Origin of the sequence: Opacimonas viscosa, assembly GCF_024199005.1 — a bacterium.
In the GTDB taxonomy this organism is placed as follows: domain Bacteria; phylum Pseudomonadota; class Gammaproteobacteria; order Enterobacterales; family Alteromonadaceae; genus Opacimonas; species Opacimonas viscosa.
Map to the genome: position 1 here is coordinate 1 of NZ_JANATA010000234.1, position 254 is coordinate 254.

At 64.6% G+C, this 254-nt stretch carries 1 protein-coding gene; it reads left to right on the forward strand.

Features of this window, described 5'->3' with window-relative positions; translation table 11 throughout:
* Window positions 1-254 (forward strand): hypothetical protein (locus NLF92_RS13420; protein WP_254102757.1); only part of this gene is annotated, 254 nt, incomplete at both ends.

Here is a 254-nt window from a genome sequence, read left to right on the forward strand (position 1 = left end):
CGAGCATTACTCCGGTGTCCGCTATGTGCTCGCCTGCCAGGGCAAGGACGACGAGATGGTCGAGGCCGCCGAGCAGCTCTGGCATTACGCAGCCGAATACGGTTTCAGCCGGCATGACCCGAACTGGTACGTGCGCGACGTCGTGCGCGCGCTGTATCGCCTCGATCGTTGCAACGAACTGCCGATCTGGCTTGAACGCCTCGTCGGCTGGCAACGGGAACACGACCAGGTCGACGGCAGCCTGCCCGACGAGG